General features: G+C 63.7%; 7 protein-coding genes. 2 read left to right on the top strand and 5 right to left on the bottom strand.

Annotated features, from left to right (window positions below; all coding sequences use genetic code 11):
- From M0954_RS27505 to poxB, 4 genes are all read right to left on the bottom strand, one after another.
- Positions 1-713: FUSC family protein (locus M0954_RS27505; protein ID WP_297356645.1), on the bottom strand; the 713-nt coding region annotated here is incomplete at its 3' end.
- Complete coding sequence (gene mdtN / locus M0954_RS27510) at positions 710-1,825, bottom strand: multidrug transporter subunit MdtN (RefSeq protein ID WP_122155993.1); 1,116 nt, start codon at positions 1,823-1,825, stop codon at positions 710-712. The genes mdtN and M0954_RS27505, both read right to left, overlap by 4 nt.
- A 15-nt stretch (positions 1,826-1,840) precedes the next feature.
- On the bottom strand, positions 1,841-2,218 hold the full coding sequence (locus M0954_RS27515) for a YtcA family lipoprotein (protein ID WP_133894754.1): 378 nt from the start codon (positions 2,216-2,218) through the stop codon (positions 1,841-1,843).
- A complete protein-coding gene (gene poxB, locus M0954_RS27520; RefSeq protein WP_297356647.1) occupies positions 2,218-3,939 on the bottom strand; it encodes a ubiquinone-dependent pyruvate dehydrogenase in 1,722 nt (573 codons plus the stop codon). Before poxB ends, M0954_RS27515 begins: the two co-directional genes overlap by 1 nt.
- Before the next feature lie 465 nt (positions 3,940-4,404).
- On the opposite strand from poxB, the gene M0954_RS27525 reads away from it, so the two are divergent.
- Entirely contained in the window at positions 4,405-5,169 is a 765-nt protein-coding gene (locus M0954_RS27525) for a flagellar brake protein (protein WP_297356649.1), read from the top strand.
- Between the two features lie 33 nt (positions 5,170-5,202).
- Here M0954_RS27525 and M0954_RS27530 read toward each other — a convergent pair whose 3' ends face one another.
- Complete coding sequence (locus M0954_RS27530) at positions 5,203-5,637, bottom strand: PRC-barrel domain-containing protein (RefSeq protein ID WP_122155996.1); 435 nt, start codon at positions 5,635-5,637, stop codon at positions 5,203-5,205.
- A 214-nt stretch (positions 5,638-5,851) separates the two neighbouring features.
- On the opposite strand from M0954_RS27530, the gene M0954_RS27535 reads away from it, so the two are divergent.
- Positions 5,852-6,568 (top strand): ABC transporter ATP-binding protein, encoded by a 717-nt coding sequence (locus M0954_RS27535; protein WP_297356651.1) that lies wholly within the window; start codon positions 5,852-5,854, stop codon positions 6,566-6,568.
- Positions 6,569-6,715: the final 147 nt, after the last annotated feature.

Genomic DNA, 6,715 nt, shown 5'->3' on the forward strand with positions numbered 1-6,715 from the left:
AAGCGCATGAGCTTCTGCAACGACAATGCGCCCTGCTGCAGATCGGTTGTATTGATCGCGACCGGCGCCTGATCTGGATCGACCAGCGCGGCGAGACGCGCCTGCGCCGCGGCGAGTTGCCGGTGCATGGCAGCCCGCAATTGCCGCTCAGGCTCGGCGGGCAGCAAGATCGTATTGAGGATCAGCGCCACGGCAACCGGATAGTTGACCGCCGACCATACCCACAGACAGGCACGCACCAGTGCTTCTGCGTTATCGGTCCGGTCGGCGAAGCTCTGCGCATAGATGACGATCAACGCGGTGATAAAGAAAACCAGGCCGAACTTCGTGACGGCCCGCAGCAGGTACGTGCAGCAAAAAAATACCGCGCTCGCGACGGCGATGCGCAGCAGCGGGTAGTCGAAAGTCAACATGAACAGCACGATCGCGCTGGCGATCGCACAGGTCGAGCCAATCACGAGGTTCAGCGCGATCACGCGCGACAACACCACGTTCGATTGCGTGACGAAGAACACGACCAGGATCGAGAGCGCCAGTTCAGGCACCTGCAGTGTCATCGACGTGACGATCACAATCGCGCTACCCAGCACGCAACGCATCGTGACATTGCCGCGACCGGGAAACGCCGCAAGTTCACGCTGCAGAAACGCCGCGAAACGCGCCAGCGGGCGCGGCCACGCGAGCTCGCGCCGCGAGCCGGTCACCGTGCTCATGACCGTGCTCCGCTTGCGGCGGCCGTGTCGTGCGCGGAATCGTCTGCCGCATCTTGCGCATGAAGATGCAACACCGCTACCGCCGACGTGCCGATACGGAATAGCCGCGGATCAGGATGATCGATCACGATCTTCACCGGAAAACGCTGCGCGACATGGACCCAGTTGATGCTGCGCTGGATATTCGGCAGGCCGTTCGCCGTGGCGCCGCCATCCTGCGGATCGACGCCATAGCCGATCGAATCCACCGAGCCGCTAAAGCGAATCCCGGTGTCGCTCATCAGGTAGACCGTCGCCGGTGTGCCGGGACGGATATTGCGCAGCTCGTTCTCGCGGAAATTCGCAATCACATACCAGTGCCGTGTATCGATCAGTGTGAAGACCGGCTTTTGTGCGGAGACGAACTGTCCGACCGACGTGGTCAGTTGCACGACGCGACCGTCGAATGGCGCCCGTACCGTCGCGTACTCGAGATTGAGCTGCGCCGACGCGATTTCAGCCTGCAACACCGAGCGTTGCGCCACCAGCGCATCGACGCTACTGACGGCCGCCTGCGCTTCGCGTTCCTGCGACTCGGCCGCCGCCAGTTCCGCTAGCGCGGAGCGCTGTGCGGTGCGCGCGCGATCGAGGTCGTCGGCGGAGATATAGCCCTTGCCGATCAGCGGCGCCATTCTGGCGAGCGTATCGCTTGCCTGGTTCGCCGCGGCTTGGGCACGCACGACCGCCGACTTCGCTGCGGCAGCAGCGAAGGTCTGCGCGTTCACACTGCGCTGGGTCAACGGAATCTGCGCGTCGAGTTGCGCGAGTGAAGCCTGTGCCCGCGCCAGCGCGTATTGATATGGACGCGGGTCGATCTGGAACAGCAGATCGCCTTGTTTGACCGGCTGGTTGTCGCGCACGGCCAGGTTGACGATCTTGCCGCTCACTTCCGGCGATACGCCGATGGTGTCCGCATAGGCATAGGCATCGTCGGTGCGCGGTACCGTGTCGACGCGCCAGATCGCCGCGATTGCAGCAGCCACCACCAGCACGATCAGCAGGATCGCTGGCCAGGTGCGGGGTCGAGGCTTTGTTGTACCGGAGCCGATTGGCGCGGTCGTGTTAGTACTCATATTTTGCACCGTCTGTCACAGATTGAAGCCAACGGCCCAGAGCACAATCGAAAAGAGCACCGTCAGCGCGGGATAGACGATCGCCGGGGGCGTAAGCCAGCTACCGTAACCATGGCGGTACGACAACACATGCACGACGGCCGTCAGCACCGTGCCTCCGATCACGCAGAACAGCCAGTCCGGAAAATACGCGCCGAGGATCCCCACCGACGGCGAGCCCGAGCACGCCGTTAGCAGCGCGCACATCAAGAGGCTCAAAGCCGCTTCACACCCGCGCGCCGGCGCCTTCTGCAGGCGTGCGCTTTCCGCTGTAACGGCGTTGGAGGGCGGCTTCGGCGTGTGCGGCCCAGGCGTGGCGCAGCGCATGCGTGAACCAGAACGGGTAGCCAGCATCAGCGCGTCAGATTCACTTTCGCCAGGTCGATCAGCGACTTGCCGCGGCCGTCCAGCACTGACTTCATCATGAAGAGCCCGAAATGCCACGCTTCGTCGATCGTCGTCTTCGGCGGCATGATGAGTTCCTCGCGTGCGCTGACCACGTCGACGAGCGCCGGGCCATCGTGCGCGAACGCTGCGGCGAGTGCCGCTTCAAGGTCCTGCGGCTTCTCGACGCGAATGCCCTTCACACCGATCGCCTCGGCCATCTTTGCGAAGTTAGGGTTGATCAGCTCGGTGCCGGTGTCGATGAAGCCCGACGCGCGCATTTCGATTTCGACGAAGCCGAGCGTGCCGTTGTTCAGGACCACGACCTTCACGGGCAAGCCGGCCTGAACCAGCGTGAGGAATTCGCCCATCATCATCGCAAAGCCGCCGTCACCGGACATCGACACAACCTGGCGGCCCGGAAACGCTGCCTGGGCGCCGATCGCATGCAGCAGCGCGTTGGCCATCGAGCCGTGGTTGAACGAGCCGATCAGCCTGCGCTTGCCGTTCAGCTTCAGATAGCGCGCGGTCCATGCGATCGGTGTGCCGACGTCACAGGTGAAAATCGCATCATCCGCCGCGAGCTGGCTGACCAGACGCGTGACGTATTGCGGATGAATCATCGTGCTCGACGGATTGCTTTCGGCCAGCGAGTCCAGGTCCCTGCGCGCGCTGGCGTAGTGTTCGAGCGCGCTCTCGAGATGCGATGTATCGGTCTTTTCGTTGAGCACCGGCAGCAACGCGGCGAGCGTGTCCTTCACCCTGCCGAGCAGGCCGAGATCAAGCGAGCAGCGGTTGCCGAGCGCTTCGGGGCGCACGTCGATCTGGGCGATTTTGGCGTTGTCGGGATAGAACTGGCGGTACGGAAAATCTGTGCCGAGCAGCAGGAGCATGTCGCACGCCTTCATCGCCGCATAGCCCGAAGCGAAGCCGACCATGCCGGTCATGCCGACGTCGTACGGATTGTCGTGCTCGATGTACTCCTTGCCGCGCAGCGAATGCACGATTGGCGCCTTGAGGCGCTTCGCCAGTTCCACGACTTCGTCATGCGCACCGGCACAGCCGGCGCCGCACATCAGCGTGATCTTCGATGCCGAGTGCAACATGCCCGCGAGGCAGGCGATGTCGTCGTCGTTCGGGCGCAGCACCGGCGCGCACGTGGGCACGACCCAGGCCGGCACCTCGGCAATCGTAAGCGACAGCGCCACGTTGCCCGGAATCACGACGACTGCCACACCGCGGCGCGCCACCGCGACCCGCATCGCTCGGGTCAGGATCTGCGGCAGTTGCTCGGCGTTCGACACCAGTTCGACGTAGTGGCTGCACTCCTTGAAGAGGCTCTCGGGATGCGTAGCCTGGAAGTAGTCGATACCGATCTCGCTGCTCGGGATATGCGCGGCGATCGCCAGCACGGGCACGCCGCTGCGTTGGCAGTCGAATAGCCCGTTGATCAGGTGCAGATTGCCTGGCCCGCAACTGCCCGCGCATACCGCGAGCTGCCCGGTCAGATGCGCCTCGGCACCGGCGGCAAACGCTGCGCCTTCCTCGTGCCGGACGTGAATCCAGTCGATCTTGCCACGGCGCCGCAGCGAGTCGGAGATGCCGTTCAGCGAATCGCCGACGACGCCAAAAATGCGCTTGACGCCGACATGCTCAAGCGTGGCGACCAGGTAGTCAGCTGCGGTAGTCATGCGGTACCTCCGTGCGGACAGGTAAATGCGAATGCGCGGTCGGCCGGGGACTTAGCCCGGCGAGCCGTGTGTGTCAGGTGATAGTGCCGCGCCGCGCCTGCCGGCGCTGTTCAAATCGCACGGGCTGCTTGCGATTTAGCACGGTGCAGAACACGCGCTCTGGCGCGTATCGGCAGGAGGCGTTCGGCTTCGTCCGTCCATCGTCCGCGTGGCCCGTAACAATCCTGTGGCCGTTACGTAGCGGCACCCTCCGATGCTTGCTGCGAAGCGGCCGCTGCATTGCCTCGAAAGTCCCGTCCCACAAGGCTCTGCGCCCTGCTTCCCGCGATCACAAGTTATCTGTCATTCACATGGCACGATCCCTGCGGTACAGCCTGTAGAGACGGACGCCGGGGGTGATTTCTCCCGCGTTCATCGACTAAAAAACCGGGCCGTATCAGGGCCGCAACGTCCATGGGGACCACGATGATTGACGACCTTTTGCTCGATTCCGACATAGCCGAACCGGCGAGCGATATTCATCCGGACTTCGCGCAGCGCCATCCATTGCAGATTGCGGTGTGCCTTCGCAAGCTCGTATCAGGCGGGGACTTCGTCACGGCGGAATTCGAAGGACGGCAGATCGTCACGCAAGTGCTCGAGGTCGACTCGCGCAATGCCCGTTTTATTTTCGATGCCGGTAGCGTCGCCGTCGACAACCGCGCCTTGCCGGGCGCGAAGCAACTGACGTTCCGCAGCTTGCCCGGCGGCATTCGGGTCGAGTTCGCTACGGACGCGGCCAAGGCCGTCGTCTTCGAAGGGCGGCTTGCTTTCGAAGCGCCGTTCCCCGCGCTTCTCTACTATGTCCAGCGTCGTGAGTATTTCCGAGTGCAGACGCCCGCACTCGATCCGTACGTCGTCAGCGGACGTTACGCGGATGGCGATTCGTTCAAGGTGGAGATGCAGGACCTGTCGTTGGGCGGTGTTGCACTGCGAACCGCGAATGCACGTTTCGGCACGCTCGATGCGGGCTACGTCTTGAGGGATGTCACATTGCAGCTTGGCGACTTCGGTACGCTCAAGCTCGATCTGGAAATTGTCGCGCCCCGGCACTTTACGAGTGCGGGTGGCGAGCGGCGCTTCGTGATGGGCTGCAGGTTTGCCGCACTGCCCGGGCCCGCCGAACGGATGCTTCAGCGCGTCATCACGCAGCTCGAAACGCGGCGTCAGGCGCTGGTGCCGCGCGAGTGAGCGCGGCACCTTTCGACGGTATTGCGGCAGGGATTATTGCTGACTGACCTTATGCGGCTTGGTCGCCTTCTCGAGCTTGTTGTACTGGAATTCCGGCAGGTTTTTCAACGCTTCTTTGGTGGCGCCCGCCAGATAGAGATTGCCGTTGCGGATGTCGAAGCGGTCAATCGGAATGGCCACGTAATGGATGCCCATGCCGAGGAAGCCGCCCACCGACAGCACCGCGTACGTCGCCTTGCGGTCGGGCGCAATGATCAGGTCATAGATTTTGCCGATGTTGTCGTTGGCATCGTTGTAGACCGGCTCATCGACCAGCGCCTTGCGCACGCTCCAGCCGTGCAGCAGGCCGTTGGTTTCTTCCACCGTGCCACCGAGCGGCTGAACGCCGGCAATCTGCGCCTGCGCAAGCGGGACTGCGCAGCAGGTGAATACGAGCGCGCCAGCGCACACGAGTGTCTTTGCTTTCATCTTCATATCCTTAATCTGGGTCAAAGGCGTTTCGCCAACAGGCGAATTACCGGGTAGCACACGCCATGCCCACGCCCCGCGCGGCCGGCTTTGCCGGCGCCGCGCACGCCAATCGGCCGCGCCGGTTAAGATGGCAACCGCGACGTCAACCGCAATGACAACGCCGATGGCGCCTCCCGCTTCCCTTCCTCTGAACTGAACACCACTGATACCGATGCGCGTTCGCGATGAATGCCCTGCTCCGGCGCTCGAATGCCGACGATTGAGCAAAGCCTACGGGACCGCCCGCGTGGTCCTCGCACAGCTTGACTTCATGCTCGACTCTGGTGAGTTCGTGGCGATCATGGGCGACTCGGGTGTCGGCAAATCGACGCTGCTCAATCTGATCGCAGGACTCGACGCGCCCGATAGCGGCGAGGTTCTGATTGATGGCACGATGGTCTCGGGGCTCGACGACGATGCGGCGACCCGTTTGCGGCGGCAAAAGCTCGGCTTCGTTTTCCAGGCGTTTCATGTGCTGCCGCATCTGACGCTTGCGCAGAACGTCGCCCTGCCGCTGCTGCTCAACAATTTGCCGCCAGCCCATGCCGTGGAAATGCTGGCAGCAGTCGGCCTCGCTGGGCGCGGCGACGACTTCCCGCGGCAATTGTCCGGCGGCGAGCTGCAGAGGGTGGCGATCGCTCGCGCGTTGGTGCATCGTCCGCGGCTGATTCTGGCGGACGAGCCTACGGGCAATCTCGACCCTGACACGGCTCACGAAGTGCTCGCCCTGTTTCGCGCCGAGGCCAAGGCGAACGGCGCGGCGACCATGATAGTGACGCACTCCGTCGCCGCGGCGGCGGTTGCGGACCGCGTGCTGATCCTGAGCGACGGCGGCTTGCATCCCGCCGGGCATGCCGACGTGCAGCGGGTTCGTTCGTCCCATGAGTGACGCCCTGCGGCCCGGGTCTACGCCCGTGAGCGGCAGCCGGCGGCTTGCCCGTTGGCTGCTGGAGGCCGAGTGGCGCAGTCAGCGCGGGCGCGCAATTGTCGCCGTCATGACGATCGCGCTGGGTGTGGCGCTCGGTTACGCCGTGCA

Source organism: Paraburkholderia sp. (assembly GCF_026225065.1).
Lineage (GTDB): Bacteria > Pseudomonadota > Gammaproteobacteria > Burkholderiales > Burkholderiaceae > Paraburkholderia.

Bases quoted from the DNA above. Each gene is read 5' to 3' on its own strand.
- M0954_RS27525 (WP_297356649.1), top strand. From the start codon at position 4,405: ATGATTGACGACCTTTTGCTCGATTCCGACATAGCCGAACCGGCGAGC.
- M0954_RS27530 (WP_122155996.1), bottom strand. From the start codon at position 5,637: ATGAAAGCAAAGACACTCGTGTGCGCTGGCGCGCTCGTATTCACCTGC.
- mdtN (WP_122155993.1), bottom strand. From the start codon at position 1,825: ATGAGTACTAACACGACCGCGCCAATCGGCTCCGGTACAACAAAGCCT.
- poxB (WP_297356647.1), bottom strand. From the start codon at position 3,939: ATGACTACCGCAGCTGACTACCTGGTCGCCACGCTTGAGCATGTCGGC.
- M0954_RS27515 (WP_133894754.1), bottom strand. From the start codon at position 2,218: ATGCTGGCTACCCGTTCTGGTTCACGCATGCGCTGCGCCACGCCTGGG.
- M0954_RS27535 (WP_297356651.1), top strand. From the start codon at position 5,852: ATGCGCGTTCGCGATGAATGCCCTGCTCCGGCGCTCGAATGCCGACGA.